The sequence below is a fragment of the Burkholderia lata genome (genome assembly GCF_000012945.1).
GTDB lineage: Bacteria > Pseudomonadota > Gammaproteobacteria > Burkholderiales > Burkholderiaceae > Burkholderia > Burkholderia lata.
In genome coordinates this window covers 1,377,041-1,401,584 of the sequence record NC_007511.1, presented here as the reverse complement: position 1 = coordinate 1,401,584, position 24,544 = coordinate 1,377,041, and the positions used below count along the sequence as shown (strand labels likewise).

The following is a 24,544-nucleotide window of genomic DNA, read 5'->3' as shown; positions in this document are numbered from 1 at the left end:
CGCGGCCCTACTGGCCGATGCGCCAACGCACCGATGTCCGTCGAATTCACATCGATCCTTATGGATAACGTTTTCTCTCAATATCCGGCGAACGCGCATCGCCGGCTAGCCCTTCTGCTCGCCGCTTCCACATCGACATCCCACGCTTTTCCTCATCTCATCCGTAAAAAATCCCGGTAATTTCCGCGAAATCCCAATCTCGCGCACCGCTCCCTCCGTTCCACTATCCGGGTTTCTCCCGCCCCGTCCGGCGTGAAAGTTCATTGACATCACGCCGATCGCTGCCTAAATTTGGAAAACGTTTTCCAATGCATCCGCGCGACGCTGGTCACGGCCCGTGCAGGGAGAACGTTTGCCCGCTCGAGTTGTGATTCAGGCCGTCCGTCTTCAGGGATCAGGGTTGCAGGACGGCGGCCAGGTACGGGCATCGAGCGCGGCAACGGCCACACCCGCCCGTCCTTCATCACTATTCAAAACTGGAGACACAATGCATCCGCGCAGCAGATTCGCGCTCGGCGCCGCGCTCAGCGCCCTTTCCGTCCTGTTCGTCAGCGCCTGCGGCGGCAACGACGTGACCGACACGCCGCCGTCGACCTCGCCGCCCCCGTCCACGACACCGTCGCTCGCGTCGAACTCGCTGCAGGCGCTCGTCTACGGCGCGCCCGACACCAGCGTGCCGGCCGGCGCGAACATCCCGGTCACGATGATGGGCCAGATGCGCGCGCTGTTCGACCTGATCCGGAAATCGCCCGACTTCACGCAGGTCGTGATGGACCTCGGCGACGGCACGCCGGTCCACGTGCTCGACACGAACACCGGCGACAAATTCCTGCCGGGCAAGCTCGCGCTCGGCCTGTCGTACATCCTGATCGACATGAAGTCGAAGAACGATCCGCAATACGCGAGCTACCTCGCGACGTACCAGACGATCACGACCGCGATGATGGCGCAGTCGGGCAGCAACTACACGTATGCGAATACGTCGTGGGGCGAGTACTACTACCTCGTCGCGCTGAACAACCTGAAGGCGCACGGGATGCTCAACGAAGTCTTCAGCGACGCGATGCTCACGACACTGCAGCAGCGGCTCACCTTCTGCGACATGTTCGGCCCCGATGCGAGCGGCAAGACCAATACGTGCCCCGCGGCCGGCACGCCGATCGATATCGCGTCGCTCAACACCGCGCAGAACTACTATGCGGTGTCCTACGGAATTGCCGGGCTGCGCCAGAAGCTCGGCTGGAGCAGCCCGTCGTTTGCGTCGAAGACCGATGCGTCGGTCGCGACGATGGGCGCGCGCGACGCGCTGCTGTACACGCTCACGAACCACATCCGCAACGACTCGTCGGGCGGGTTCTCGGACGAGGCGTCGAACACGCACACGACCTACTACGACCAGGCGCGCTTCGACCGCTACAGCACGCTGCTGATCGGCGAAGTGACCGAGCGCACGTTCGAGATGGGCAACGAGGCGAACCTCACGCCCGAGCTGAAGGGCTATCTGCGCAAGTCGGTCGACCTGATCCTGCCGCAGCTGAACGCGAACGGCCAGGGCTTCAACTACGGCCGCTCGATCGGCCCGTACGGCGATTCGGCGTTCATGGAAGTGCTGACGGCCGCGGCCAATGCCGGCGTGCTGACCGACCAGGAGAAGCAGGTTGCGTATGCATTCATCTACCAGGCCGCGCACCGGTTCGACACCTACTGGTACGACCCGTCGCTGCCGACGCCGTCGGTGAACATGTGGGTCAAGGGCCGCGGCACGGACGCGTATCGCGGCAAGCCGCGCGTGATGGGCGAGAACTTCAGCCTGCTGCACCAATACCTGTACGTGAACGCGTGGTGGAACAAGCTCGGCTTCGGCGGCAAGGCGCCGATGGCCGATGCGGACTACAACGCGTGGCTCGATGCGCTGCCGCACTACACGCTCACCTGGTACAACCAGCCGGGCGACACCGCGCATCCGTACAGCGCGGCGCTCGTCACCGTGCGCGACGGCCGGCGCGTGATCAACCTGAACCTCAGCCAGGCGCCCGACTACAACTCGTACACGCCGTACTACCCGGTGCCGTTCTCCGACAAGCTGATCTACGGCACGACCGATCTCGGCTACGCGTTGCTGGTGCCGCAGGTGTCGTACAACGGGAAAACCTACATTCCCGTCACGTACTACAAGAACCTGAACGTCCAGCAAAGCAACGGGCAGGTGATCGTGTCGTTCGATACCGCGAAGTTCCGGCTCGCGTCGAAGAACGCGGCGTACACGACCGATCTCGACCTGCAGGTGCATACGGTGCTGACGTTCGCGCACGGCTCGGTCGCGCGCAGCGACACGCTGAGCACGGGCACGCTCACCGGCAACCTGTCGGTCGAAACGGACTTCACGTCGTTCGCGGATTACGCGTCGACGCAGGCGAACGGCGACGGCGTGTCGGTCACGTACGCGAACAGTGCCGCAACCGGCTACGCGGCGTCCGGGTTCGACACCTGCGCGCTGTCGGCTTTCGACACGGCGAACGGCACGACGAATCCGCTGTCGACGACGCCAATCGGCCAGCTGCATTCGAACTTCGCGTGTACGACGAAGCCGTTTGCACTCGGCACGGGCGCGACCCGCACGTTCGGGTGGACGCTGAAGTACGCCGACCCGGCCTGAGCGGTGTGACCCTCGCCTAGTGAACGCTCCCGAGGCCGGTTGTTGTCGAAACCGGCGTCGGGAGCATCACGGACAGCGGGCATCGAACTCGTCGGCGAGGCCCGCTTACAGCCAACCCGAAACCGCCATATACGCGCCGAGCGCGATCAGCCCGACGAAGAAGCAGCGCTTGAAGGCCTTCTCGCTCATCACGCGCCGCGCATATTGGCCGCCGGCCATGCCTGCCAGCGCCGGCACGAGCGCGAGCGCCGACACGCCGAGATCGACCGTCTCCAGCGCGCCCGTCACGCGCAACTGCAGGCCGAGCACGATCGTCGATGCGGTGAACGACAGCCCGAGCGCCTGGATCAGGTCATCCTTCGACAGCCGCAGCGCCTGCAGGTACGGGACGGCCGGCACGACGAACACGCCGGTCGCGGCCGTCACGACACCCGTCAGGTAGCCGACCACGGCCGACAGCCATTTTTCATGGCGACCCGGTGCGGGCAGACGTGCGGCGGCCAGCCCCCACAGCCCGTAGAGGATCAGCACCACGCCGAGCGCCGCATGCGTCCAGGTGCTGCCGGCCGCGAGCGCGGGCAGCCCGCCCGTCAGCGTGCCGATCGTCAGGCCGGCGAGCAGCGGCCACAGCCGGCGCAGCAACGGCCCGAACGACGGACCGAGCCACAACTGCCACACGTTGGTGATGAACGACGGCACGAGCAGCAGGCTCGCGGCGGCCGACGGCGGCATCGCGAGCGTCAGCAGCCCCATCGCGATCGTCGGCAGCCCGAGCCCGATCATCCCCTTGACCGTGCCGGCCAGCAGGAAAACCACCGCGATGATCGTCAGCGTATGAATGTGCATGAAAGGCGTTCCGTCCGGTTGAGTACGGCGCCGATGGTGAACCTCGATCGCGCCGCCCGCCATCTGGCTTTGCCTGAGGCTGGCTAGGGCTTGCCGGACGGGGCGGCGGCGTGATTGTGTCGGGGTGTCGGTGTGCCCGGTGTGCCCGGTGTGCCCGGTGTGCCCGGTGTGCCCGGTGTGCCCGGTGTGCCCGGTGTGCCCGGTGTGCCCGGTGTGCCCGGTGTGCCCGGTGTGCCCGGTGTGCCCGGTGTGCCGGGTGTGCCGGGTGTGCCGGGTGTGCCAATGTGCCAATGTGCCGATGTGCCGATGCGCCGGGTGTGCCAATGTGCCGATGTGCCGTCGCGTCTGAGCCGGCGAAACACGCGCCGCCGGTGTCAACCCGGGCGGCGCCGGCCACGCACTGCCATCCGGGTTACCGAACCCCGCCCCGGGCCCCGGATTCGAGCCGAATACAGGGCCTGCTCCGACACAAAAACCGATCCAACCCGATCAGTCCCCGTGAGATACCCCCTGTCCCTGCTCGCTATCGAGGTGCGCCATCTGTGCGGCCGGATAACGCTCACCGGCAGCCGCCCCGGCGGGAACCGCCGCTTCGATGCGAGCGATGTCATTGACCGTTAGTTGCATCTCCGCCGCTTGCAGCGCGTCCTGAAGCTGCGTGCGCTTGCGCGCGCCGATCAGCGGCACGATATCGCCGCCGCGCGACAACGCCCACGCGATCGCGACCTGCGCCGGATTGCTGCCCTTCTCGTCGGCGATGGCACGCAGCGCGTCGACGAGCGCGAGGTTGTGCGCGAGGTTCTCGCCCTGGAAACGCGGGCTCGCCCCGCGAAAATCGCGCTCACCTTCCCGCGCCGCGCTCCAGCGTCCGCCCAGCAGCCCGCGCGACAGCACGCCGTAGGCCGTCACGCCAATCCCGAGTTCGCGGCACGCAGGCAGGATCCCGGCCTCGATGCCGCGCGACAGCAGCGAATATTCGATCTGCAGGTCGGAAATCGGCGCGACGGCCGCCGCGCGGCGGATCGTGTCGACGCCGGCCTCCGACAGGCCGATGTGGCGTACGTACCCGGCCTTCACGAGATCGGCGATCGCACCGATCGTCTCCTCGATCGGCACCGCCGGATCGACGCGCGCCGGCCGGTAGATGTCGATGTAGTCGGTGCCGAGCCGTTTCAGCGAGTACGCGACGAAGTTGCGGATCGCCACCGGCCGCGCGTCGTAGCCGGCAAACCCGCCGGACGGATCGCGCAGCGCACCGAATTTCACGCTGATCAGCACCTGGTCGCGCGCCCGGCCGCGCAGCGCATCGCGGATCAGCATCTCGTTGTCGCCCATCCCGTAGAAATCGCCGGTGTCGAGCATCGTGATGCCGTGGTCGAGTGCCGTGTGCAGCGTCGCGATGCTTTCGTCGCGGTCGGCCGGCCCGTAGAAGTCCGACATCCCCATGCAGCCGAGCGCGATGGCCGACACCCGCGGGCCCGTCCGGCCCAGTTCACGCGTTTCCATGTCCGTTTCCTTGAGTGATGAATGAACAGGCCGGATTCTGGACGCATCGCGACACGCGATAAACGCGAAACACTCAACCAAACCATTCGACGCTGATTAACAATGGAGCCTGCTCCCCCCACCCACGCACCCGCCCCGCATGGATCATCTGCAAGCAATGCGCATCTTCGCGCGCGTCGCCCATCTCGGCAGCTTCACGAAAGCGGCCGAGCAACTGCAACTGCCGCGCCCGACGGTCAGCAACGCCGTCCAGTATCTGGAAAAGCACCTGAAGGTCCGCCTGCTGCAGCGCACGACGCGGCGCGTCGCGCTGACGGCCGAAGGCGCGACCTATTACGAGCGGTGCATGCGGTTGCTGGCCGATCTGGACGATGCGGAAACGCTGTTCGAGGACGCCGGCACGACGCCGCGCGGCGCGATCCGCGTCGACCTGCCCGAGCGCTTCGCGCTGAACCAGGTGATTCCGGCGCTACCGGGTTTCCACGCGCGCTACCCCGACCTGCGCGTCGTGATCGGCACGACCGACCGCTTCGTCGACCTCGTCGCCGACGGCATCGACTGCGCGGTGCGGGTCGGCGCGATGTCCGATACGTCGCTGGTCGCGCGGCGCATCGGCGAACTGGCGCAGATCAACTGCGCGGCGCCCGCGTATCTCGAACGGCACGGCACGCCCCGCTCGCCGGACGAGCTGCCGGACCACGTCGCGGTCGGCTATTTCTCGAGCCGCACGGGCCGCGAGCTGGACTGGGAATATGCGGATATGGATTCGGGCCAGCTGCACGCGGTCAAGATGCGCAGCGTCGTGTCGGTCAACAGCTCGCAGGCGTATCTCGCGTGCTGTCTTGCGGGCCTCGGGCTGATCCAGGCACCGCGCGAAGGGCTCGGGCCGCTGCTCGCCGACGGCTCGCTGGTCGAGGTGCTGCCGGAGTGGAATGCCGAGCCGCTGCCCGTGTCGGTGGTGTTTCCGACCGGCCGGCATCTCGCGCCGCGCGTGCGGATCTTCGTCGACTGGCTCGCGGAAACGCTCGGCGCCACGCCCCGCGCGGATTGACGGCAGGCGCCGGCGCACTCGCCCCGGCACCGCCCGCTCAGCACCTTAGAACTTGTGGCGAATCGCGGCACGCACCGCGAACTGGTTCGACGACGCCGACGGGCCGTCCGTGCCGACCACGTAGCCGCCGTCGGCCGCCGTGCCGGTCTTGTCGCCTGCCACCTTCTGCCATGCGCCCTGCAGGTACACGTCGGTGCGCTTCGACAGGCTGTAGTCGGCCATCAGGCCAACCGTGTGGTATTTCGGCTTGAACGAGCCGGCCGCGGCATCGTATTTGCCGTCCGTGTACACGTACTGCGCGCCGAGATAGAAATCGGGCGTGAGCTGGTACTTGCCGTTGATTTCGAAGTTCTGGAACTTCGTCGCGGTCAGCCCGAGGCCGGCGAACGTCGAAGCCGGCAGGTAAACGGTCGACACCGGGTTCTTCACGTCCGTCTTCGTGTAGACGAAGCCGACCGTGGCCGGGCCGAACGTGTAGTTGATGCCGCCGCCGAAGATCCGCAGGCGGTCGGCGACGAAGTTCGCGTCATCCGCCGAGATCGCGCCCGCGCTGCCGACACCCGGGTTGTTCGCCTGCAGGTACGCAGCCGCAACCTGCAGCCCGGCCAGCGAGTACTGCGCGCCGAGGCTGTACTGACGGTTGTTCGAGAAGCCGGTGCTGTTGCTGAAGCTGTACGTGCCGCCGAACGTCAGGCCGTTCCAGTCGGCGCTCGCATACTTGACCGTGTTGTTGACGCGGAACGAGTTGTCCGTGTTGTCGTTGTCGAACGGGTGCGAGAACAGCGTGCCGCCCCAGTTGCCGTTGGCGGTGAGCGGCGCGAGATAGTCGACGACCGAGTCGTATTGACGGCCGAAGGTCAGCGTGCCGAAGCGCGGCGCGCTCAGCCCGACGAACGCCTGGCGGCCGAACATGCGGCCGCCCTGGCCGAGCCGGCCGTTGTTCACGTCAAAACCGTTTTCCAGCGTGAAGATCGCCTTCAGCCCGCCGCCGAGATCCTCGCTGCCCTTCAGGCCCCAGCGGCTGCCCTGCGCATAGCCGCTCGCGAGCTGGTAATTCGATTTTCCGACCCCGTTGACGTTCACGTTGTTCGTGTAATTGAAGCCTTCGTCGATCACACCGTACAGCGTCACGCTGTTCTGGGCGAAGACCGGCGCGGCGAAAGCGGCCAGCGCGGCGGTAAAAATGACGTGCTTCTTCATGACGGATCTCCGGAGCCGGGGGCCGGGCATGGTCGAGCGCCCGGCGAATGTTTGGTCTGTTGTATGTGTGGCCCGCAGGGCGGACGACGCGGTGTGCGGCCGCGTGAGGTCAAAATGGTGTCACGTCGCAAACCGTCCGTCCATCGGGGTAAGTGAACCCTGCGCAAACCGTTGCGCTCGTCCAACTGCCTCGTTGCGCAGACTGCCTGACCCGGCTTATCGGCAGCGGCAGGACGGACGACCATCCGCGTAAACCCGGTGTGCGCCACATCGGTGGCACAATGCGCATCCGTTCGTCATTTCTTCACGAAGTCATGCTTCACCCCGATTCATGCGCGGCGCATGCCGGCCGCGCCCGCCACCCGCGCCGGGAGGCGGTCCGATGACCGCACCGGCCCGGGCCGGCCGCTACGCCGAGCTCGATTTCTTCCGCGGCCTCGTGCTGCTCGTCATCGTCGTCGACCACATCGGCGGCAGCATCCTGTCGCGCGTGACGCTGCACGCGTACGCGCTGTGCGACGCGGCCGAGGTCTTCGTGTTCCTCGGCGGCTTCGCCACCGCCATCGCGTACAACTCGCTCGCCGAGCGGCACGACGAGGCCGCGGCGCGCCAGCGCTTCATCCGGCGCGCGTTCGAGATCTACCGCGCGTTCCTCGTGACGGCCGGCCTGATGCTGCTGATCACGGCCGCGCTGAACGCGTTCGCGATCGACGGCCCGAACATGCCGACCAACGATCTCGACGGCCTGCTCCACAAGCCGCTCGCCGCGCTGCGCGACATCCTGCTGTTCCGCCGCCAGCCGTACCTCGCGTCGGTGCTGCCGATGTACGCGTTCTTCGCGCTGCTCGTCCCGCTCACGCTGCCGCTCGCACGCACGCAGCCGTGGCTGCTGCTCGCGTTCAGCGGGTCGCTGTGGTTCGCGGCGCCGCACGTCGCGCGCTTTTTGCCGACCGTCGAAGGCGCGCCTTGGGACTTCAATCCGTTCGCTTGGCAGTTCCTGTTCGTGCTCGGCGTGATCGCGCGCTGCCAGCCCGTCTACCAGACGCTCGCGCCGAAGCCGCAGGGCTGGCTGCTGACGGCCGCGGCGCTCGCGATCGTCGCGGCCGGCGCGTACTACCGGCTGCGCATCGAGCCGTTCCCGACCGATCCGTCGATCAAGCAGAACCTCGGCGCGCTGCGGCTCGCGAACTTCCTCGCGATCGCGTGGCTCGCGGCCAAGCTCGTCCACCTCGGCTGGATGAAGAAGGTTGCGCACGCGATGCCGTGGATCGGCACGATCGGCCGGCAGGGGCTGCTGTGCTTCGTCGCGGGTACCGCCATCTCGCTCGCGGTCGATTCGGTGCTCTACCAGGCGACCGAAGGCTATCTCGACGTGAAGCTCGGCCTGACCGCCGACGTCGTCGCGATGGGCCTGCTGTATCTCGTCGCCAAACTCTACGGGCCGCTCGTCGCGCGGCTGACGTTCCGTTCGCGGCGATGACGCGCCGCGCCGTCATGCGCCGCTGCTACGATAGCCGGCGCTCCTCCTGAAACGATTCGACATGCGCCGACTCGCCCTTCCGTTCGCCCTCGCCCTGATCGCCGGCTCCATCGCCACGGCCCGCGCCACGCCGCCCGCACCGGCGGCACCGCCCGCGCCGCCGCCGCCCGCCGTCCAGACCGCGACGACGCCGTCGGCCGCGCAGGAGCCCGCGCTCAACCCGGGCAGCAGCGTCGTGCTGCGCACGTTCCGGTCGGCATCGCTGAAGCGCGACTGGTCGTACACGGTGTACCTGCCGCCCGGCTACAACCCGGAAGGCGCGCGCTACCCGGTGATGTACCTGCTGCACGGCAACGCCGGCAACGCGAACGACTGGGTCACGCAGGGCCGGCTGCAGGCCACTGCCGATACGCTGATCGAGCGCCACGAGATTCCGCCGGTCGTGATCGTGATGCCGCAGGGTGGCACCGACTGGTACGTCGACCGCAAGGAGAAGATGCAGAGCGCGTTCCTCAACGACCTGCTGCCCGAAGTCGAAGCGCACTTCGCGGTGTCGAACCAGCGCGCGGGCCGTGCGATCGGCGGCGTGTCGATGGGCGGCTTCGGCGCGCTGCGCTTCTCGCTGCTCGAACCCGGGCTGTTCTGCGGCGCGATGCTGCTGAGCCCCGCGATCTACGCGAACGAGCCGCCGCTCAATTCCGCCGCGCGCTACGTCGGCGTGTTCGGCGACCGGCAGTTCGATCCGCGCGTGTGGCACGAGCTCAACTACCCGGCGCTGATGCGCGGCTATTTCGCGCGCAGTTGGCGAATCCCGATGTTCATCGCGGCCGGCGACGACGACCTGACCATCCAGGCCGAATCGAGCGTGCTGTACACGCACCTGCGCCGCGCGCAGAACCCGGCCGAGCTGCGCATCGTCGACGGCGGGCATACGTGGGACGTATGGCGCGGGCTGCTCGGGCAGGGGTTGAAGTACGCGCTCGAATGCGTGAAGTGACGGCGGGCTGGCACGGCCCCGCCCGTTTTGTTTGTCAGGCTGGCCGGTGACCGGCGAGCCGTCATCTCTCGATCAGTCTCGTGCCCTGCGCCCGCCATCCCGGCACGCCTGCCGCGCCGGGATGGCGAGCTCGAGACGGCGGGCTCAAAGCCACGTGCCGCCCTGCCGCTCGCTCGGCTCCCCGGCCAGCGCGTCGAAATCGTGAATCCAGTCCAGGTGATGCAGCACGCTGTCGCGCTCGGCCAGACGCGCATTGCGCGCCTGCGCGGCCGGCCCGTCGGGCAGGTGCAGCACGTCGGCCACGGAGATCGACGCGTACTGCACCTTGCGCGTACGGCCGCGACGCAGTCGCTCATACGCTTCCTGCGCCTCGCGCCAGTTGCCCGGCCCGGCCTGCGTCAGCTGCGCAGCCAGCACCACCGCATCCTCGATCGACTGGTTCGCACCCTGCCCGTGGTGCGGCACCAGCGCATGCGCGGCGTCGCCGATCAGCGTCACGCGCCCGCGGCTCCAGCGGCCGAGCGGCGGCCGGTGGAACAACCCCCAGCGCTGGCTGATCGGCACGGCGGTGATCATCTGCACCACCGCCGGATGCCAGTCCCTGAACACGCGCAGTTGCTCGCCTTCTTCCGACGGCATCACCCAGTCGCGCGACGGCCACGGTGACGGATGACGCTCGACCAGCAGGAAATTCTGGTCGCCGTTGTCGCCGATCGGATAGTGCAGCAGGTGCCCGTGCGGCCCGATCCAGTACTGCAGCGTTTCGGGATCGGGCAACAGGCTCAGCCGTGCGGCCGGCACCACGCCGCGAAACCCTGAACACCCCGAATACAGCACGTCGTCGTAGCCGAGCATCCAGCGCCGCGTGATCGAGCGCGCGCCGTCCGCGCCGATCACGAGATCGGCATCGACGCGCACACCGTTGTCGAACGACAGCGTGACGCGATCGGGATGCTGCGCGAGATCGGTCAGCCGATGGCCGAGATGGATGGAGTCAAGGCCGACCGCCTTCGACAGCAAGGCCTGCAGATCCGCGCGATGCACGCCCCAGTACGCGCCGCCGAATTGCCGGCGATAGTCGGGATCGCCGCGATGATGGCCGATCACCGCGCCGCTGCGGCCGTCGCGATAGACGAGCCCGGGGATATCCGCGCACACCGCATCGAAGGCCGCCCGCAATCCCATGCGCTCGTAGAAGCGCGTCGCATTGGCCGACAGCGCGACGGCCGCGCCGACTTCACGCAACACCTCCGTCTGTTCGTAGAGCTGCGCGTCGATGCCGTGCTCGCGCAACGCGAGCGCGAGCGTCAGGCCGCCGATTCCGGCGCCGACGATCGCAATCTTCAGGTTCGTCTGCATGATGAAGGTGTCTCCGATATTCCGATGTGGGGTCTGCGGCATGCGCAGCGGTCATGTCGATTGCATGGGCCGTATCGGTATTCTCGGGAGCGGACTTTCATCCCGCAATAAAATGACGGGAATCTGCTTCATCACTGGATGCAATGAACCCGGCGAGGCCACCCCCATGGAACTGAGCGATATCGACCTCAACCTGCTGCTGCTTTTCCAGCGGCTGATGCAGGAACGGCGCGTGTCGAGCGTCGCCGAGCAGATGAACATGAGCCAGCCGGGCGTGAGCAATGCGCTCGCAAAGCTGCGCCGCCGGCTCGGCGATCCGCTGTTCGTGCGCGGGCCGGGTGGCGTGGTGCCGACGCCGTTCGCGCTGCGCCTCGCGGAACCCGTGTCGCACGCGCTCGCGACATTGCACGCCGCGCTCAACCCCGAGACCGGCTTCGATCCGCTGCGTGCCACGCGCACGCTGACGATCGGCATGACCGATATCGGCGAAGTCGTGTTCCTGCCCGCGCTGCTCGAGCACCTGTCGCAAGCGGCGCCGGGCATCGCACTCAATACCGTGCGCGACACGAGCGTCAACCTCAGCGACGAAATGGCCGACGGCCGCGTCGATCTCGCGATCGGCCTGCTGCCGCAGCTCAAGGGCGGCTTCTATCAGCGCCGGCTGTTCGATCAGCGCTATGTGTGCCTGTTCCGGCGCGGGCATCCGCTCGAGGACGCGCCGCTGACGGTCGACGCGTGGCGCGATGCCGAGCATCTGGTCGTGGTGTCGGCCGGCACCGGTCACGGGCAGGTGGACGAATGGCTGAAGCGCCGCCGCGTGGCACGCCAGGTGCGGCTCACGGTGCCGCATTTCATGAGCGTCGGCTACATCCTGCAGCGCACCGACCTGATCGCGACGGTGCCCGAGCATCTCGCGCAGCAGCTCGCCGCACCGTTCTCGCTGGGCTGGCGCGCGTTGCCCGTCACGGTGCCGGGCGCGCCGATTCACATGCTCTGGCATACGCGGGTCAACCAGGACGAGGGGAACAAGTGGCTGCGCGACGTGGTGGTCGATCTGTTTGCGGAGACGGGCACGCGGGCGCGGAAGGCCGTCCCTGGCCGGAAAAAATAGCCGCGGCCATCGTGCCGGCTTTACGATGTCGCTCGACCATGTGCGCCGCGCGTTTCGACTACATTGCCGAATGTGGCGATGATCGCGGTCATCGGCCACCTCGCCCCTCTTTCAACCAGCAGGAAATCAAGCCATGTCTGTCTCGAAGAAATTCGCAGCCGTCACGGGCGCCGGCTCCGGCATCGGTCGCGCGGCGGCCGTCGCGCTCGCCCAGGCGGGATTCACCGTCGCACTGCTCGGACGCACCGAGGAATCGTTGCGCGACACGCAGGACGCGATCCGCACCGCCGGCGGCGACGCGCACGTGTTTCCTGCGGACGTCACCGACGAAGCATCGGTCGACCATGCGTTCGCCCAGATCGCGCAGCAGTTCGGCCGGCTCGACGTGCTGTTCAACAATGCCGGCCGCAACGCGCCGCCGGTTTCACTCGACGAATACGACTTCGACGTGTGGAACAGCGTCGTCGCGACGAACCTGACCGGCGTCTTCCTGTGTGCGCGAGCCGCATGGCGCCTGATGAAGGCGCAAACGCCGCAAGGCGGCCGGATCATCAACAACGGCTCGATCTCGGCGCACGCGCCGCGCCCCGATACGATCGCGTACACGGCCACCAAGCATGCGGTGACCGGGATCACCAAGTCGCTGGCGCTCGACGGCCGCCGGTACAACATCGCGTGCAGCCAGATCGACATCGGCAACGCAGCGACGTCGCTCACGGACCGGATGACGCAAGGCGTCCCGCAAGCCGACGGCAGCCTCGCGCCCGAAGCGCGCATGGACGTCACGCATGTCGCGAACGCGATCGTCCAGATGGCGAACCTGCCGCTGGACACGAACATCCTGAACATGACGATCATGGCGACGGCCATGCCGTTCGTCGGTCGCGGATAAGCGCGCACGGCACGGGAGACGTCACCTGCGCCAAGACGGCGAACGATGTCTCCCGGAGATCGGTGCGCGCGCCCGCACCCACTTACGCCAATGCAGGCCTGCGCTGCCTCACCGCGCGCTGGTCGATGCCCAGCCGCGCCGCCAGCCAGTCGCAGATGAATTCCTGACCGAGCGTCGGATTGTCGACCTGGCAGTGCGCGGCGCCCGTTTCGTCCGGATCGAACAGCCTGAGCGTCGCGTCGACGCCATGCGCCTTCGCGTAGTCGTAGGTATCGGTTGCCGTCTTCAGCCCGAGCCAGTCTTCCGTGCCCTGCAGCACCAGGTACGGCACCGGAATCCGGTCGATCACGCCCTGGAGGCGGAAATCCCGCGCCTTGTCGACGACTTCCTGCGGCGTCGCGCAGCCGAACACCCATTTCAGGTGGCGCCAGATGAGCCGTTCCGGCGTATCGAGCCAGCTCGCGAATAGCGACGCCATGTCGAACATCACCGAATCCGAGACCACCGCGACGATGCGCTTTTCGAACGACGCCGCGCGCGCCGCGTAGACGCCGCCGACGCTTGCGCCATACAGCGCGATCCGGCCGTGATCGACGTCGCCGCGCGTGAGCAGGTAGTCGACGCACGCGCCGACCGGCACTTCGGTATCCGGGCGGTTGACGATCCCCTGCCGGCGCAGCGTCCCGCCCTGCCCCGGCAGGTCGACCAGCAGCAGCGACATGCCGCGCGTGAGCGCGTGCTTGGGCATCTCGTGGAGCAGCTCGTCCTTGTACTCGTCGAGCCCGCCGAACGCGATCACCGCCGGCGACCGAACGTCGCCGCCCGCACACGGGATGAAATACGCGTCGAGGTGCGCGCCGCCCTCGTACGGGATGCGCACGACCTCGCCGGCCGGCGTCAACCCTTCAAGATAACGATGCGAGCAGCGTTCGACGCTGTCGAAGCTGTCGCACCGGCGCGCGTCGTCATGCGCAAGATAGAACTCGGACGACCGGTAGTAGTTGGCCGCGCGCAGCCAGTTGCTGCTCGCGGTGCGCAGGAAGCCGCGCTCATGCGCGTCGAGCGCACGCTGCTCGCTGACTTTCGCGAGCACCTGCCATTCGCGGTACCAGCTCTCGGTATCGCCGGGCGTCATCCGCGACGCCGCGCGAAAGCACTCGCTGATCAGGCTCGCGCCTTCCTGCGCGCCGCCGAGCGTGCGCGCGAACTGGAAACTCAACTCCGGCTCGCCGGGCCATTGCACCCAGCCTTCCGCGCGATACGCGCCGTTCATCCGATCGTCTTGCAGACTCATGGTCATTCTCTCCGAAATTACCGATACGTAAATTTCTGGCCGTGGAAGCACGCTGCATCCGTTGCACTCATCGTTCGTCTGTGGGGCACCGCGTGCTGACGGCCGGGACGAGATGCGTCGCCCCTGAATTTACATATCCGTAAATTCAAGGACCAAAAAAACGAGGCTCCGTGGATGCCCCGCCTTCGTCGTGTCGACGCCCGGGAAGTGTACGCCTCGATATCCGTCGACGACAAGCGTCATGCAATCCGTCGCCCGGCTTCGCACCGATGCGGTATATTTTCATTACGTATCGGTAAAAACATTCTCCTCGGCGGACGATCATGAGCAAGAAAACCCGCGTCACGTCGATTCTTTCGGCGCTGCCGCTCAAGCCGCGGCGCCGCGAGCCTCTTCAGGTGCCTGCCGACCAGATCGGACAGCGGCTGCGCGCGCTGCGCCAGTCGCGCGACCTCACGCTGAACGAGGCCAGCCAGCTCACGGGCGTGCCCGCGGCGACGTTCTCGCGCATCGAGACGAACAAGATGTCGCCGACCTTCGGCGTGCTGCACCGGATCATCGAAGGCATGGGCTTCGACTGGCGCGACGTGCTGACCAACCAGCCGCGCCATCGCAACTCGCTGAGCGTGTGCCATGCGGAAGACATCGTCACGACACGCATCGCGAACATCCCGTACGAATACGCGCTGCTGCATCGCGACAGTTCGGCCGGGATGATCACGCTGCGCATGCAGGTCGACGCGCGCACGGTGGACGAAGCCGGCGGGCTCGCCGGCCACGAGGGCGACGAGTTCTGCTACGTGCTGTCGGGCGAACTCGAGCTGCACTTCGAACACGGCGAGCCGACGCGGTTGCGCGCCGGTGAGAGCGCACTCTTCTCGTCGCATCGGCCGCATGCGTACGTGGCGCCGTCGCCCGAAGGCGCGACGCTGCTCGTGGTGCTCACGCCGCCCGGCCAGGGACCGGCGAAGCCGCTGTCGCCGTAGCCCGGCGCTCGCGGTCAGCGCGTCCGGGTTTTCTTGCCGGCGGACGGCGGCTTGACGACGACGAACTGTCGACGATCCTTGCCCCTGATCCAGAGCGGCGCATTGCCGCGCCCGCTCCACTCCTTCCCGCTCGCCGGATCGCGATAGCGCGCCGGCAGCACTTTCACGATGTACGAACCCCGGCTGCCGTTGCGGCCGACCAGGTCGCGATGCTTGATCGCGTAGGTATCCATCAGCGAGTGAACCGCCGCGATCGCATCGACGCGTTCGCGCGCGCGTGCGCGCTCGATTTCCTCGTCCAGTTCGGCCAGCTCGACTACGAGCTGTGCATAGGTCTTGCTCGCGCTCATCTTCTGCATCCTGCCCCGCATCCGCATCCGCATGCGAACCGGCATGATTCGCATGACTAACTGACTGTTTCACGACGCCCGGTGACGACGGTATTCACTGGATCGGCTAGCGGCTCGCGTCGGCGCATCGAAGCACGCGACACGAGGGCAACGACACGCCGCCACGCACCGGCACACAGTGCGCGCCCCCGCGTCGACCCGATCGTCCGCCCGGGGATCCCCGTTGCGAACGTTCGGCGACACAATCGCGCCCTGCATTTCAAATATCGAGTGATATTTGAAATGGGATCGTAATGGTATCTATCTTAAATATCAACTGATATCCTGCCTGCCATGAACATGGCCCCCCTTCCCCCGCGGCTGACCCGCGAAGAAAGCCAATTGCAGACCCGCGCCCATTTGCTTGCCGCGGCGAAGCGGCTGTTCGTCGACCGCGGGTTCGGCGGCACGTCGCTCAGGGATATCGCGGCCGAAGCCGGCTATACGCAGGGGGCGTTCTATTCGAACTTCGCGAGCAAGGAGGCGCTGTTCGTCGAACTGATGCGGGAGCGTTCACAGACGCAAGTGGCCGACATCGCCCGGGTGCTGAGCGATTCGTCCGCGTCCGGGGAGGACATTCTGAATGCGCTGGAGGCCTGGTCGCGGACCGTCGATGCCGAGCCCGAGTGGTCGGTGCTGGGCGTCGAGTTCAAGCTTCAGGGGCGGCGCAACCCCGCTTTTGCCGTCGCGTCGCAGGCGTTGCTGGATGCCCACCGCGATGGCCTTGCCTATTGCATCGAACAGATTTTCGCGCGGCTGAAGAAGGTGCCGCCCGAACCGCCGGCCGTCCTGGCCATTTCGTTCATGGGGCTCTCGCAGGGCCTGTCGCTGCAGCAGTCGATCCTGTCCGAAGTACCGATCGGGCACATGATCATGGTGTTCCTGCGCAGCCTGCTGGCCTCGGCCGCGCCGGTGCGCTGACCGTCGACTCGGCCCTGTCGCCTTGACGATGATCTGGCACGAACGCACGCACGACGACCCGGCGTACGGGTGGCTGCGCCGGCAGGTCGCGGAGATCGCGCAGGACATGGCGCCCCGGCCTTCGCACCAAAGCAGCCGCTACATCGACTGACGATATTCCGACGGCGACATGCCCTCCCAGCGCCTGAACGCGCGCCGGAAATTGCCGAGGCTGTCGTAGCCGAGCAGAAACGCAATTTCCTGCAGGCTGAGCTTGCCCGTCTTCACGCTCTCGATCGCCAGCTTGTGGCGCACGCTTTCCAGTATCTCGCGGTACGACGTGCCTTCGTCGGCCAGTCGCCGATGCATCGTGCGCGGCGTGACGTTCAGCAATTGCGCGGTCGTGCGCTGCGTCGGGAAATCGCCGACCTTCTCGAACATCAGCCGGCGGATCCTGGATGAAAAAGCCTGCTGCCGGTTCTGGTTCGCGAGTTCGTCCTGGCAGATGCGCACCGCCTCCGTCAACGCGTGCGGGTTGCTGGTGCCGAGCGGCCGGTCGAGTTCCGCCACCGGAAACGCCATGCCCGCCCAGTCGACGCCGTAACGCACCTCGCAACCGAACAGTTCGCCCGCCAGCACCGCATAGCCGGGCACGTCGAACGGGAACGCCACATACGATGTACGGCTCGTGCCGCGCGTGATGTAGTCGAGCAGATTCTTGATCGTCAGCACGATCGCTTCCATCACCGGCTGCCGGATGTCGCCCAGCGGATGACGTTCGACGAACGCGAGCCGCGCATGTTCGCCCACGATCTCGAGCTTCGCGGAAATGAGCGACGTGCGCACCTGCACGAACCGCTCGATCAGTTCCAGCGCCTGCCGCGCCGTCACGCTGTTGGCCACCGCGTAGCCCAGTACCCCGTGACTGCCGACGCGCAGGCGTTCACCGACCAGCAGCCCGAATGCCGGCTCGCCGGTTGCGTCGAGCGCATCGCCGACCAGCCGCTTGAACGCGTCGAACGAAAATTCCCCGATCGTCAGCTCGCCGTTCGGCCCCGGATGCTGCAATTGCACAAACCAGTCGGGCGGACGCCCGCCCATGCGGACCAGTTGATCGGCGATCTGGATCGCGTACTGCGGTTGAAGAAAAAAGTCCGTCTCGGACATGTCGGGTTTCCCGGGTGAGCGACGGACATCAATTGACAATAAATGCGCCATCGATGTCAATTCGCGCACTCCCGTAACGCCGGCCGGCTCCCTACGATGAAGCCACATCAATCGCGATGGCCGCATGGGGAGAACATGTTCCGATTCCTGACAAAAACCAAGACTGTGAAGGCCGTCATCAACGATCGCGCCATCACGGTCGAGCCGGCGGAAACGCTGTTGCAGGCAGCGCTGCGCCACGGCATCGACTTCCCGCACAGCTGCCGTGTCGGTGGCTGCGCGACCTGCAAGTGCAAGCTCGTCGACGGGCGCGTGAAGGAGCTGACGCAGACCGGCTACATCCTGTCCGACGACGATCTCGACCAGGGTTTCATCCTCGCGTGCCAGAGCATCCCGCAGTCGGACGTGACGATCGCCGTCGACACGAGCCGGCAGGCCGCGCGACGGAAGATCGACGGCCGCGTGATCGGCCAGGACCGGATGACCCACGACATCGTCCGGCTGCGCGTCCAACTCGACGAATCGCTGCCGTACAAGGCCGGCCAGTACGCGCAGCTGTCGATCGCGTCGCTGCCCGGCGAGGCGCGGCATTACTCGTTCGCGACCAGCGTGCGGCCGAATGCGCAAGTGAATTTCCTCGTCCGCAAGGTGCCCGGAGGCGTGTTCTCGGGCCACGTCCATGCGCACGATCTCGTCGGCCGGACCGTGAGCGTCGAAGGCCCGCTCGGCGACTTCTGGATGCGCCCTGCCGACGCCCCGCTGATCCTGATCGCAGGCGGCAGCGGGCTCGCGCCGATTCTCGCGATGCTCGAAGACGGCGTCGCGGCACGCACGACGCGTGCGGTCACGCTGCTGTTCGGCGCACGCGCGCAGCACGACCTGTATGCACTCGACACGATTCACGACCTTGCCGCCCGCTGGCCGGGCCGCTTCGATTTTCAACCGATCCTGTCCGACGAGCCGGCCGATTCATCGTGGCGCGGCTCGCGCGGGATGGTGACCGACGCCATCGCGGCCGACCTGCCGGCGCAGACGCACGCGTACCTGTGCGGGCCGCCCCGCATGATCGACGCGGCGACCGACGTCCTGGTCGCGCGCGGCCTCTCCCGCTCGCGGATTCACGCGGACCGCTTCACCACGCAGCACGACACGCAGGCAATCGCCTGACTTTCCAGGATCGGCATGGAGGAGGAGACACCGAGATGTTCCATTACCTGAAATATTTTCTGTTCCACGTCATCGGCATCGCGTCGATCGTCGCGTTCGTCGCGGGCGGCCCGTGGATCACCGCCTGTTTCGTCGCGCTCGTCGCGTTCTACATCGTCGGCGACGCGATCTGCGGCGACGATACGTCGACACCGACCCTGCGCCATCCCGGCATCCTGACGTTCCAGCTGTGGATGGCCCTGCCGCTGCTGGCGTTGATCGTCTTCGCGTCGGTCTGGTCCGTCAGCGCGTCCGACCCGCTCGGCTTCGGCATGTTGATCGAACGCGCGACCGGATACGATGCGCTGGCGGCGCGCGCGGCGGCCGGCTGGGGCCATCACGTGTCCGGCATGCTGTTGACCGGGCTGATGATCGGCATGATCGGCACCATTCCCGCGCACGAGCTGACGCATCGCACGTGGGACCCGGTGTCGATGTTCATCGGCCGCTGGCTGCTGGCGTTCAGCTTCGACACGATTTTCTCGATCGAGCACGTGTACGGGCATCACCGCTACGTGTCCACGACGGAAGATCCCGCCACTGCACCGCGCGGCCGCAACGTCTATTTTCACGTGCTCGCTTCGACGGTCAAAGGCAACGTCAGCGCGTGGAAAATCGAGGGCAAGCGCCTGAAGCGCGCCGGGCACGGGCTGCTCACGCCGTTCAACGCGGTCATTCGCGGCCACCTGATGAGCGTGCTGCTGATCGCTTGCGCATGGAGCGCCGGCGGCTGGCGGACGGCCGCGTATTTCACGCTCTGCGCGCTGTGGGGCAAGGCGCTGCTTGAAATCGTCAACTACATGGAGCACTACGGCATCGTTCGCGATCCGGCGACGCCGGTCCAGCCGCGTCATTCGTGGAATACGAACCGGCGCATCAGCTCGTGGTCGATGTTCAACCTGACGCGCCATTCGCATCATCATGCGCAGGGCGAAGTGCCGTATCACGCACTCGAACCGTTTCGCGATGCGCCGATGATGATCGGCGGCTATCTGACGACCATCGTCGTCGCGATGATTCCGCCGCTCTGGCACCGGTTGATGACGCCCAAGGTGCTCGCATGGGATCGCGTGCATGCCAGCGAGCGGGAAAGGCGTCTCGCAGCCGACGCGAACGCGCGCAGCGGCATTGCCGGGTTCGAGGCCGCGACGGGGTTGCAGGCGCTCCGCGTGTCGGGCGCGGACGGGCACGGGCGCTGAGCCACCGGTCCCGCACCGGCGCCACGGGCATCGCCCGCGTTCCGGCTCGCGAATGCGGCGATTTCCGTGCCCCTTCCTGCGGTGCGGTCGAGCGCCCTCGGGGCGCTCTTCCTCATCACGAGATCGAGAATCCGCCGTCGATCGGGAAGATCTGCCCCGTGGTCGTGCGCGATTCGTCGGTGGCCAGGTACAGCGCCGTCAGCGCCACCTCCTTCGGGTCGATCAAGCCCAGCAACTGGCGCTCGCCGGTCTTGTTGATCACGTCGGGCTGCGACTTGAGCAGCCCGGCCACGCGCGCCGTGACCGTCACGGCCGGCGCCACCGCGTTCACGCGAATGCGATGCGGCGCGTACTCGACGGCCATCGAGCGCGTGATCGCCGAGATGCCGCCCTTCGCGGCCGTGTACGCATCCTTGCCGCGCGTGCCGACCAGCGCGAACACCGAGCTGCTGTTGATGACCGAGCCGCCGCCGGTCTTCAGCATTGCCGCGATCCCGTACTTGCACGTGATCCACGTGCCGAACAGGTCGAGCTTGATCGCCCGCCAGAACTCGTCGGCCGGACAATCCGTCACCTGCGCGTCGACCGACGTCGAGCCGCCCGCGTTGTTGTACAGCACGTCGATCCGCCCGGCGAATTCGAGCGCCGTCGCGATCGCGTCGCGCACGCTGTCCTCGCTCGTGACGTCGGTTCGCACGAACGTCGCGGTGCCACCCGCCGCGCGAATCGCGTCGACCGTCGCCTGCCCGCTCTGCGGGTCGAATTCGGCCACGACGACCGTCGCCCCCTCGCTGGCGAACAGCTCGGCCGCCGCACGGCCGATCCCCGCCCCTGCGCCCGTGATGAACGCGACCTTGCCGGCCACGCGTCCGTTGATGTTGCTCATGCAGCATCTCCAATCGTTTCGTTCTGCGATTCGGTTTCGCGATCGCCGGCTCCCGTCAGCACGAAGCCCGCATAGCCGGCTGCCGCGACGTCGTCGCACTTCTTGCGGTAGTTGCCGTGTCCGCCCAGATACGGCAGGAACACCTGCGGCTTGCCCGGCACGTTCGCGCCGACGTACCAGGAGTTCGCCTTCAGGTAGAGCGTCTTCGCAACGACGTCCTGCACGTGCTGCATCCAGTCCTCTTCCGCCTGCTGGCCGGCGTCGATCCGGTCGACGCCCGCGTCGCGCAGGTCGGTCATGCAGCGCGCGATCCAGTCGATGTGCTGCTCGATGCTCATCGACATGTTCGCGAGCGGCCCCGGGCTGCCCGGCCCCGTCACGGTGAACAGGTTCGGGAAGCCGCTCGTCATCAGGCCGAGGTAGGTCTTCGCGCCGCTCGCCCATTTTTCGGTCAGCGGGCGGCCGTTCACGCCGCGCACGTCGATGTGCGTGAGTGCGCCCGTCAGCGCGTCGTAGCCGGTGGCATAGATCAGCACGTCGAGTTCGTGCAGCCCTTCGCTCGTCACGATCCCTTCGGGCACCACGCGATCGATCGGCGTCTGCTTCAGGTCGACCAGCGTCACGTCGTCGCGGTTGTACACGCTGTAGTACGTGTCGCCGAGGCACGGGCGTTTCGTGCCGAACGGGAAGCCGCGCGGCATCAGTTTCTCCGCCACCGCCGGGTCCTTCACCGTCTCGCGGATCTTGCCGCGAATGAACTCGGCCACCGTATCGTTCGCGGCCTCGTTCGACAGGATGTCGCCGTAGCACATGCGAAAACCGAGCAGCTGGCTGTTTTCCCACGCGTTCTCGTATTTCTTCTGGCGCTCTTCCGGGGTTGCGTCGAGCGCCGATTCCACCGGGAACGGCACCGCGATGCCAAAGCGCGTGAGACGGCTCACCGCGCGACGCTCCGGATACGTCGCCCGCACGCGGGCCCGCATCTCCGGTGTGAGCGGATGATTCTTCGCCGGCACCACGTACACGGCCGTGCGCTGGAACACTGTCAGGTGCTTGCACTTGCCGGCGAGCGCCTGGATCACCTGGATGCCCGACGAACCCGTGCCGATCACGCCGACGCGCTTGTTGCTGAAGTCGACTTCGTGATGCGGCCAGCGGCCCGTGTGATGGCTTTCGCCGACGAACGTGTCGATCCCCGGGATTTCAGGCGGCTTCGGCACCGACAGCACACCCGTGGCGGGCACGAAGAAGCGTGCATGCGTGACCTTGCCGTCCGACGTCGTCACACGCCAGATATTCCGCTGCTCGTCGAACACCGCGGATTCGACCCGCGTATTGAAGCGCACGTGCCGGCGCAGGTCGAAGCGGTCGGCGACGTGATTCAGGTAGCGCATCAGTTCCGAGGACGTCGGATAGCGCTCCGGCCAGTCCCATTCGTCCTGCAGTTCCGGGGAAAACGAGTACGAGTAGTCCCAGCATTCGAGATCCACTCGCGCACCCGGGTAGCGATTCCAGTACCAGGTGCCGCCGACGCCGTCGCCCGATTCGAATGCCTGGATCCGGAAACCCGCGTCGGTGAGCCGCTTGATCGCATACAGGCCGCCGAAGCCGGCACCGACGACGACGGCATCCAGCACGTCGAGAGGTTGGTTCATGTTGGGTGTCTCCTTTGAAATGATTGCGTTTCGCAGGAGCCCATTGAAAGACCGCGGGCCGGCTTGCATCAACGGCGCCGGTGCGGCCTTACCGTACATTGAAATCGGCCGGCGCCGGCCGCCGGCCGTGCGCTGCGGCAAACCCGGTGAAATTTCAAAGTACGGCAAACGCGCGCGGTGCGCGTTGACGCGATACGGACCGGCTCTTCATCGTTGATGCCATCAAACACAAGGAGACTCATGCCGTGTCCGACGCCATCCAACGACTGATCGACAAGGACCTGATCCGCGACGTGATGCTGCGTTACGCACGCGGCGTCGACCGTCGCGACTGGGCACTCGTGCGCGCCGCCTTCTTCGAGGACGGCGAAGATGACCACGCGGATTTCAAGGGCACGCGCGACGCGTTCATCGCGTGGGTGCGCGAGCGGCACGATGCGCCCGGCCTGCTGACCTCCACGCACTTTCTCGGCAACTGCCTCGTGGAACTCGCGTCCGACCGCGTCGCCGCGGTCGAGACGTATTTCTTCGCGCGGCTGGAAATCGCGCCGCAAGCCAGCGGACACCGCTCGATGCTCGACGCGAAGCACGCCGGCAGCACGCACAACAGCCGGGTCGAGGTTTTCGGCCGCTACGTCGACCGCTTCGAGAAGCGCGACGGCGAATGGCGGATCGCACGGCGGCGCACCGTCTTCGACGCCATCCAGTCGCAACTCGTCGATCCGGCCGACAACGTGCTTAACCCGGCCTGGACGCTCGGCCGCCGCGGCCCGGACGATCCGGTGTTCGCCGTACGCGCGGCAGCCGGCCTGGGCTGACACGCTGCAGCGCGCGGCAGCCGGGCCGCGGCAAATACAACATCAAAGGAGACAGACATGGAATTGCGCAGAAACGTACTCGTGGTGGGCGGCGCCGGCGGCATCGGCGCGGCCTGCTGTACAGCACTCTCGGCGACGTGGAACCCGATCGTGGTCGACCGCGACGCACCGGCCGCCAAACGCGTGGCGGCCGAAACGGGCGGCCGCGCGTACGGGCTCGACGTCGGCGAGGTCGACAGCATCGAGCCATGCATCGACACCGTCGAACGCGAATGCGGCGACATCGACGCGCTCGTGTTCGCGGCCGGCGTGATCCCGCCCGCGCAGGGCCCGCTACAGGCCGACATTCCGGTCTGGGACCACATCATGGACATCAACGCACGCGGCGCCTACGCGGTCTGCCGTGCGGTCGGGCTGCGCATGGCGTCGCGCGGACGCGGCAGCATCGTGATGCTGTCGTCGCTCGCCGGGATGGTTTCGACGCCCCATCTCGCCTACGGCCCGTCGAAGGCCGCGATGATCAATCTCGCGGGCTCGCTCGCCGTCTATCTCGGCCGGCAAGGTGTGCGCGTGAATGCCGTGTCGCCGGGGCCCGTCCGCACGCCCGTGATCGAGGCCAGCTACGCACGCGGCGAACGCGATCCCGCCGTGATGGCGCGCCAGACCGCGCTCGGCCGCGTCATCACGCCCGGCGAACTGGCCGGACCGATCGCGTTCCTGTTGTCCGACGCGGCCTCCGCGATCACCGGCACCAACCTCGTCGTCGATGCCGGCGCCACCGCCACGTTCGGCTGGAACCTGTTCGGCGGCGTGGATGCCGTGCTCGGCGCACTGCAGCCGCCGCAGTAGGCCGGATCACCCGCGTCGCGCAGTCGGCGCGGCGCGGCACGACGCGGCGCGACGCACACCGGCGAAACCGCCCACCTGACATCCCCCATCACGGAGA

At 67.0% G+C, this 24,544-nt stretch carries 22 protein-coding genes; 13 read left to right on the top strand and 9 right to left on the bottom strand.

Features of this window, described 5'->3' with window-relative positions; all coding sequences use genetic code 11:
• Nucleotides 1–487: 487 nt before the first annotated feature.
• A complete protein-coding gene (locus BCEP18194_RS28970; RefSeq protein ID WP_011354843.1) occupies nt 488–2,656 on the top strand; it encodes a hypothetical protein in 2,169 nt (722 codons plus the stop codon).
• A 105-nt stretch (nt 2,657–2,761) separates the two neighbouring features.
• Here BCEP18194_RS28970 and BCEP18194_RS28965 read toward each other — a convergent pair whose 3' ends face one another.
• Entirely contained in the window at nt 2,762–3,502 is a 741-nt protein-coding gene (locus tag BCEP18194_RS28965; RefSeq protein ID WP_041493260.1) for a sulfite exporter TauE/SafE family protein, read from the bottom strand.
• Between the two features lie 489 nt (nt 3,503–3,991).
• A complete protein-coding gene (locus tag BCEP18194_RS28960; protein WP_011354841.1) occupies nt 3,992–5,008 on the bottom strand; it encodes an aldo/keto reductase in 1,017 nt (338 codons plus the stop codon).
• Between the two features lie 139 nt (nt 5,009–5,147).
• On the opposite strand from BCEP18194_RS28960, the gene BCEP18194_RS28955 reads away from it, so the two are divergent.
• On the top strand, nt 5,148–6,059 hold the full coding sequence (locus tag BCEP18194_RS28955; RefSeq protein WP_011354840.1) for a LysR family transcriptional regulator: 912 nt from the start codon (nt 5,148–5,150) through the stop codon (nt 6,057–6,059).
• 45 nt (nt 6,060–6,104) lie between these two features.
• On the opposite strand, the gene BCEP18194_RS28950 is transcribed toward BCEP18194_RS28955, so the two are convergent.
• Complete coding sequence (locus BCEP18194_RS28950) at nt 6,105–7,259, bottom strand: porin (protein WP_011354839.1); 1,155 nt, start codon at nt 7,257–7,259, stop codon at nt 6,105–6,107.
• 382 nt (nt 7,260–7,641) lie between these two features.
• On the opposite strand from BCEP18194_RS28950, the gene BCEP18194_RS28945 reads away from it, so the two are divergent.
• Together BCEP18194_RS28945 and BCEP18194_RS28940 are read left to right on the top strand one after the other, a co-directional pair.
• Nucleotides 7,642–8,739 carry an OpgC domain-containing protein gene (locus BCEP18194_RS28945; RefSeq protein ID WP_011354838.1) on the top strand — a complete coding sequence of 366 codons (1,098 nt, stop codon included), beginning with the start codon at nt 7,642–7,644 and terminating at the stop codon, nt 8,737–8,739.
• Between the two features lie 61 nt (nt 8,740–8,800).
• On the top strand, nt 8,801–9,736 hold the full coding sequence (locus tag BCEP18194_RS28940) for an alpha/beta hydrolase (protein WP_011354837.1): 936 nt from the start codon (nt 8,801–8,803) through the stop codon (nt 9,734–9,736).
• Nucleotides 9,737–9,880: 144 nt separating this feature from the next.
• Here the strand turns inward: BCEP18194_RS28940 and BCEP18194_RS28935 are convergent, their stop codons facing one another.
• Complete coding sequence (locus tag BCEP18194_RS28935) at nt 9,881–11,095, bottom strand: FAD-dependent monooxygenase (protein ID WP_011354836.1); 1,215 nt, start codon at nt 11,093–11,095, stop codon at nt 9,881–9,883.
• 166 nt (nt 11,096–11,261) lie between these two features.
• On the opposite strand from BCEP18194_RS28935, the gene BCEP18194_RS28930 reads away from it, so the two are divergent.
• Nucleotides 11,262–12,206 carry a LysR family transcriptional regulator gene (locus BCEP18194_RS28930; protein ID WP_041493259.1) on the top strand — a complete coding sequence of 315 codons (945 nt, stop codon included), beginning with the start codon at nt 11,262–11,264 and terminating at the stop codon, nt 12,204–12,206.
• Nucleotides 12,207–12,339: 133 nt separating this feature from the next.
• Nucleotides 12,340–13,098 carry an SDR family oxidoreductase gene (locus BCEP18194_RS28925; protein ID WP_011354834.1) on the top strand — a complete coding sequence of 253 codons (759 nt, stop codon included), beginning with the start codon at nt 12,340–12,342 and terminating at the stop codon, nt 13,096–13,098.
• An 82-nt stretch (nt 13,099–13,180) separates the two neighbouring features.
• On the opposite strand, the gene BCEP18194_RS28920 is transcribed toward BCEP18194_RS28925, so the two are convergent.
• Complete coding sequence (locus BCEP18194_RS28920) at nt 13,181–14,392, bottom strand: alpha/beta hydrolase family protein (RefSeq protein ID WP_011354833.1); 1,212 nt, start codon at nt 14,390–14,392, stop codon at nt 13,181–13,183.
• A gap of 323 nt (nt 14,393–14,715) precedes the next feature.
• Here BCEP18194_RS28920 and BCEP18194_RS28915 point away from each other — a divergent pair, with 323 nt between their 5' ends.
• Nucleotides 14,716–15,378: a helix-turn-helix domain-containing protein gene (locus BCEP18194_RS28915; protein ID WP_011354832.1), complete on the top strand. Its 663-nt coding sequence runs from the start codon at nt 14,716–14,718 to the stop codon at nt 15,376–15,378.
• A gap of 14 nt (nt 15,379–15,392) precedes the next feature.
• On the opposite strand, the gene BCEP18194_RS28910 is transcribed toward BCEP18194_RS28915, so the two are convergent.
• Nucleotides 15,393–15,728 (bottom strand): H-NS family nucleoid-associated regulatory protein, encoded by a 336-nt coding sequence (locus BCEP18194_RS28910; RefSeq protein ID WP_244273101.1) that lies wholly within the window; start codon nt 15,726–15,728, stop codon nt 15,393–15,395.
• A 333-nt stretch (nt 15,729–16,061) separates the two neighbouring features.
• On the opposite strand from BCEP18194_RS28910, the gene BCEP18194_RS28905 reads away from it, so the two are divergent.
• Nucleotides 16,062–16,688: a TetR/AcrR family transcriptional regulator gene (locus BCEP18194_RS28905; RefSeq protein WP_011354830.1), complete on the top strand. Its 627-nt coding sequence runs from the start codon at nt 16,062–16,064 to the stop codon at nt 16,686–16,688.
• A 22-nt stretch (nt 16,689–16,710) separates the two neighbouring features.
• Nucleotides 16,711–16,839, top strand: a complete 129-nt coding sequence (locus BCEP18194_RS42295; protein WP_279626959.1) for a hypothetical protein — start codon at nt 16,711–16,713, stop codon at nt 16,837–16,839.
• On the opposite strand, the gene BCEP18194_RS28900 is transcribed toward BCEP18194_RS42295, so the two are convergent.
• On the bottom strand, nt 16,827–17,834 hold the full coding sequence (locus BCEP18194_RS28900; protein ID WP_011354829.1) for an AraC family transcriptional regulator: 1,008 nt from the start codon (nt 17,832–17,834) through the stop codon (nt 16,827–16,829). The genes BCEP18194_RS42295 and BCEP18194_RS28900 overlap by 13 nt on opposite strands.
• Before the next feature lie 135 nt (nt 17,835–17,969).
• Between BCEP18194_RS28900 and BCEP18194_RS28895 the strand changes: the two genes are divergently transcribed.
• Nucleotides 17,970–19,001 (top strand): 2Fe-2S iron-sulfur cluster-binding protein, encoded by a 1,032-nt coding sequence (locus BCEP18194_RS28895; protein ID WP_011354828.1) that lies wholly within the window; start codon nt 17,970–17,972, stop codon nt 18,999–19,001.
• 35 nt (nt 19,002–19,036) lie between these two features.
• Nucleotides 19,037–20,239, top strand: a complete 1,203-nt coding sequence (locus BCEP18194_RS28890; RefSeq protein WP_011354827.1) for an alkane 1-monooxygenase — start codon at nt 19,037–19,039, stop codon at nt 20,237–20,239.
• A gap of 115 nt (nt 20,240–20,354) precedes the next feature.
• Here the strand turns inward: BCEP18194_RS28890 and BCEP18194_RS28885 are convergent, their stop codons facing one another.
• Both BCEP18194_RS28885 and BCEP18194_RS28880 read right to left on the bottom strand, forming a co-directional pair.
• Nucleotides 20,355–21,125: an SDR family NAD(P)-dependent oxidoreductase gene (locus tag BCEP18194_RS28885; protein ID WP_011354826.1), complete on the bottom strand. Its 771-nt coding sequence runs from the start codon at nt 21,123–21,125 to the stop codon at nt 20,355–20,357.
• Entirely contained in the window at nt 21,122–22,780 is a 1,659-nt protein-coding gene (locus BCEP18194_RS28880; protein WP_011354825.1) for a flavin-containing monooxygenase, read from the bottom strand. The genes BCEP18194_RS28885 and BCEP18194_RS28880 overlap by 4 nt, the downstream gene beginning before the upstream one ends.
• A 245-nt stretch (nt 22,781–23,025) precedes the next feature.
• On the opposite strand from BCEP18194_RS28880, the gene BCEP18194_RS28875 reads away from it, so the two are divergent.
• Together BCEP18194_RS28875 and BCEP18194_RS28870 are read left to right on the top strand one after the other, a co-directional pair.
• Nucleotides 23,026–23,598, top strand: coding sequence for a nuclear transport factor 2 family protein (locus BCEP18194_RS28875; RefSeq protein ID WP_011354824.1), 573 nt, complete (start codon nt 23,026–23,028; stop codon nt 23,596–23,598).
• Between the two features lie 57 nt (nt 23,599–23,655).
• Nucleotides 23,656–24,447, top strand: coding sequence for an SDR family oxidoreductase (locus BCEP18194_RS28870; protein ID WP_011354823.1), 792 nt, complete (start codon nt 23,656–23,658; stop codon nt 24,445–24,447).
• The last annotated feature ends 97 nt before the right edge of the window (nt 24,448–24,544 follow it).

Bases quoted from the DNA above. Each gene is read 5' to 3' on its own strand.
- BCEP18194_RS28900 (WP_011354829.1), bottom strand. From the start codon at position 17,834: ATGTCCGAGACGGACTTTTTTCTTCAACCGCAGTACGCGATCCAGATC.
- BCEP18194_RS28950 (WP_011354839.1), bottom strand. From the start codon at position 7,259: ATGAAGAAGCACGTCATTTTTACCGCCGCGCTGGCCGCTTTCGCCGCG.
- BCEP18194_RS28880 (WP_011354825.1), bottom strand. From the start codon at position 22,780: ATGAACCAACCTCTCGACGTGCTGGATGCCGTCGTCGTCGGTGCCGGC.
- BCEP18194_RS28925 (WP_011354834.1), top strand. From the start codon at position 12,340: ATGTCTGTCTCGAAGAAATTCGCAGCCGTCACGGGCGCCGGCTCCGGC.
- BCEP18194_RS28955 (WP_011354840.1), top strand. From the start codon at position 5,148: ATGGATCATCTGCAAGCAATGCGCATCTTCGCGCGCGTCGCCCATCTC.
- BCEP18194_RS28895 (WP_011354828.1), top strand. From the start codon at position 17,970: ATGTTCCGATTCCTGACAAAAACCAAGACTGTGAAGGCCGTCATCAAC.
- BCEP18194_RS28930 (WP_041493259.1), top strand. From the start codon at position 11,262: ATGGAACTGAGCGATATCGACCTCAACCTGCTGCTGCTTTTCCAGCGG.
- BCEP18194_RS28870 (WP_011354823.1), top strand. From the start codon at position 23,656: ATGGAATTGCGCAGAAACGTACTCGTGGTGGGCGGCGCCGGCGGCATC.
- BCEP18194_RS28920 (WP_011354833.1), bottom strand. From the start codon at position 14,392: ATGAGTCTGCAAGACGATCGGATGAACGGCGCGTATCGCGCGGAAGGC.
- BCEP18194_RS28960 (WP_011354841.1), bottom strand. From the start codon at position 5,008: ATGGAAACGCGTGAACTGGGCCGGACGGGCCCGCGGGTGTCGGCCATC.
- BCEP18194_RS28915 (WP_011354832.1), top strand. From the start codon at position 14,716: ATGAGCAAGAAAACCCGCGTCACGTCGATTCTTTCGGCGCTGCCGCTC.
- BCEP18194_RS28885 (WP_011354826.1), bottom strand. From the start codon at position 21,125: ATGAGCAACATCAACGGACGCGTGGCCGGCAAGGTCGCGTTCATCACG.
- BCEP18194_RS28935 (WP_011354836.1), bottom strand. From the start codon at position 11,095: ATGCAGACGAACCTGAAGATTGCGATCGTCGGCGCCGGAATCGGCGGC.
- BCEP18194_RS28970 (WP_011354843.1), top strand. From the start codon at position 488: ATGCATCCGCGCAGCAGATTCGCGCTCGGCGCCGCGCTCAGCGCCCTT.
- BCEP18194_RS28965 (WP_041493260.1), bottom strand. From the start codon at position 3,502: ATGCACATTCATACGCTGACGATCATCGCGGTGGTTTTCCTGCTGGCC.
- BCEP18194_RS28890 (WP_011354827.1), top strand. From the start codon at position 19,037: ATGTTCCATTACCTGAAATATTTTCTGTTCCACGTCATCGGCATCGCG.
- BCEP18194_RS28940 (WP_011354837.1), top strand. From the start codon at position 8,801: ATGCGCCGACTCGCCCTTCCGTTCGCCCTCGCCCTGATCGCCGGCTCC.
- BCEP18194_RS28945 (WP_011354838.1), top strand. From the start codon at position 7,642: ATGACCGCACCGGCCCGGGCCGGCCGCTACGCCGAGCTCGATTTCTTC.
- BCEP18194_RS28910 (WP_244273101.1), bottom strand. From the start codon at position 15,728: ATGAGCGCGAGCAAGACCTATGCACAGCTCGTAGTCGAGCTGGCCGAA.
- BCEP18194_RS28905 (WP_011354830.1), top strand. From the start codon at position 16,062: ATGAACATGGCCCCCCTTCCCCCGCGGCTGACCCGCGAAGAAAGCCAA.